This is a genomic window from Pseudomonas sp. C1C7, assembly GCF_013359595.1.
Taxonomy (GTDB): Bacteria; Pseudomonadota; Gammaproteobacteria; order Pseudomonadales; family Pseudomonadaceae; genus Aquipseudomonas.
The window spans coordinates 1-2657 of the sequence record NZ_JABFMP010000081.1 but is presented as its reverse complement, the minus strand read 5'-3'; the positions used below and the strand labels follow the sequence as shown (position 1 = coordinate 2657).

The 2657-nt window shown below is 60.9% G+C and carries 3 protein-coding genes; all 3 read left to right on the top strand.

What is annotated here, in order from left to right; genetic code table 11:
* Positions 1 to 164: 164 nt before the first annotated feature.
* Positions 165 to 1673: a sigma-54-dependent transcriptional regulator gene (locus HNO86_RS30045; RefSeq protein ID WP_175380562.1), complete on the top strand. Its 1509-nt coding sequence runs from the start codon at positions 165 to 167 to the stop codon at positions 1671 to 1673.
* A gap of 413 nt (positions 1674 to 2086) precedes the next feature.
* Positions 2087 to 2470 carry a glycine cleavage system protein GcvH gene (gcvH, locus tag HNO86_RS30040; protein WP_175380561.1) on the top strand — a complete coding sequence of 128 codons (384 nt, stop codon included), beginning with the start codon at positions 2087 to 2089 and terminating at the stop codon, positions 2468 to 2470.
* 11 nt (positions 2471 to 2481) lie between these two features.
* The coding region (locus HNO86_RS30035) for a hypothetical protein (RefSeq protein WP_175380560.1) at positions 2482 to 2657 on the top strand (176 nt) is incomplete at its 3' end.

Below are 2657 nucleotides of genomic sequence, written 5' to 3'. Positions count from 1 at the left end.
GCGGTGGATCAGACAACATCATGTTGCCTGACACGACGCATTCGCGAGCAAGCCCGCTCCCACAATGGGTCACCTGTTACCCATAAAACCGCGCAGGATTTCACCAATCGCCCGCCCCAAGGCATACTTGCCACCCTCCGCACTGCAGAACCCGAAACCGCCCCATGCGTATCCACGTCAGCTTCATCGACCGAGTCGGTATTACCCAGGAAGTCCTGGCCCTGCTCGGTGGACGCAATCTCAACCTGGATGCGGTGGAAATGGTTCCGCCCAACGTCTACATCGACGCCCCGACCCTGAGCCCGGAAGTGCTCGAAGAGCTGCGCGATGCCCTGCTCAGCGTGCGCGGTGTGCAGGCGATGACGGTGGTGGACATCCTGCCCGGCCAGCGTCGGCACTTGCAGCTCGATGCGCTGCTCGCGGCCATGACCGATCCGGTGCTCGCCTTGGACAGTGCCGGCAAGGTGCTGCTGGCCAACCCCGCTTTGATTGCTCTTTATGGCCGTGAACCGGCCGGTGAAAGCGTGGCCGATCTGTTCGCCGATCCCGCCCTGCTCGACACTCTGCTCGAACACGGTTTCCGTTTGCCGCTGCGGGAAATCACCGTCAACGGCCAACCGCTGATGCTCGACGCCACGCCGATTACCGACGCAGGCGCCTTGCTGACCCTGTATCAACCCAACCGCATTGGTGAACGTCTTTCGGCGCTCCACCACGACCATGCCGAAGGTTTCGATTCGTTGCTGGGCGAGTCGCCGGTGATTCGCACCCTCAAGGTTCGCGCGCAACGGGTGGCAGCCCTCGATGCGCCGCTGTTGATCCAGGGCGAAACCGGTACCGGCAAGGAGCTGGTGGCCCGTGCCTGTCACGCCATCAGTGCGCGGCACAACTCGCCGTTTCTGGCGTTGAACTGCGCGGCATTGCCGGAGAACCTCGCCGAAAGCGAACTGTTCGGCTACGCACCCGGCGCCTTTACCGGCGCGCAACGGGGCGGCAAGCCGGGACTGATGGAACTGGCCAACCAGGGCACAGTGTTTCTCGACGAGATCGGCGAGATGTCGCCGTACTTGCAGGCCAAGCTGCTGCGCTTTCTCAACGACGGCAGCTTCCGTCGGGTCGGTGGCGATCGCGAAGTGAAGGTCAACGTGCGCATCCTCAGCGCCACCCACCGCGACCTGGAAAAGATGGTCAGCGAAGGGCTGTTCCGCGAAGACCTGTTCTACCGCCTCAATGTGCTGAATGTCGAAGTCCCGCCCCTGCGAGAGCGTGGCCAGGACATCCTGTTGCTGGCGCGCTACTTCATGCAGCAGGCCTGCGCGCAGATCCAGCGCCCGGTCTGTCGCCTGGCGCCGGGCACTTATCCGGCGCTGCTCGGCAACCACTGGCCGGGTAACGTGCGTCAGTTGCAGAACGTGATTTTCCGCGCCGCGGCCATCTGCGAAAGCAGCCTGGTGGACATCGGCGACCTCGACATTGCCGGCACTTCGGTGGCCCGCCAGAGCGACCACGAGGTCGACAGCCTGGAACAGGCGATGGACGATTTCGAGAAGACCCTGCTGGAAAAACTCTACGTCAGCTACCCCTCGACCCGGCAACTGGCCAGCCGCCTGCAAACCTCCCACACCGCCATCGCCCACCGGTTGCGCAAGTACGGCATACCCAACAAGCCCTGATCCCCAATGGTGTAGGAGCCGCCGAAGGCCGCGATCTTTTGATCTTGCTTTAAAAATCAAAATCAAAAGATCGCAGCCTTCGGCAGCTCCTACACAGGAACGCATTGAAAAATGCGCTAAAAGCGACCTCCACCTGTACTGAAAGCGCTACAGCGGAACGATATCGCTACACCCCTCTCCGATCACGGCTGCGCAAGGCTTTGATCCACTTCAGCTTTTTTCTGCCCTCGCCCCTGTAGCGATTTCGCTACACCCCATAAATTCCGCCTCGCGAAGAACTCAGTTAACTCGTTGATTTATAACGATAAAAATACATTGGCCGCGTTCTTGCTTAATACCCAGTCATAAATCAGGGCATCTGCCCAAGTATTCCACCGCGTCCACCAGACGAGTCTGGCCCCTTAGGAGTTTCCATGAGCGAGTTGCGTTTTACTGAAGATCACGAATGGCTGCGCGCCGAAGCTGACGGTTCGGTCACCGTCGGCATCACCGCATTCGCCCAGAACGCATTGGGCGACGTGGTTTTCGTACAACTGCCTGAGCTGCAGTCCTACGACAAAGGCGCTGAAGCCGCCACCGTGGAATCGGTAAAAGCGGCCAGCGGCGTGTACATGCCGCTGGACGGTGAAGTACTGGAAGTGAACCCGGCGCTGGACAGCGCTCCGGAACTGGTCAACGAAGATCCGCTGGGTGAAGGCTGGTTCTTCCGCTTCAAGCCGGCCGACGCTTCGGCTGTCGCCAAACTGCTGGATCAGGACGCCTACGACCGCCTGATCAAAGCCCAAGCCGAAGCCTGAGGAGCGCTGAAATGACTCAAGTCAACCTGACCACCGCCAACGAATTCATCGCTCGCCACATCGGCCCTCGCGCCGGTGACGAGCAGGCCATGCTCAACAGCCTGGGCTTCGACTCCCTGGAAGCCCTGAGCGCCAGCGTCATCCCCGACAGCATCAAAGGCACCAGCATCCTCGGCCTCGAAGACGG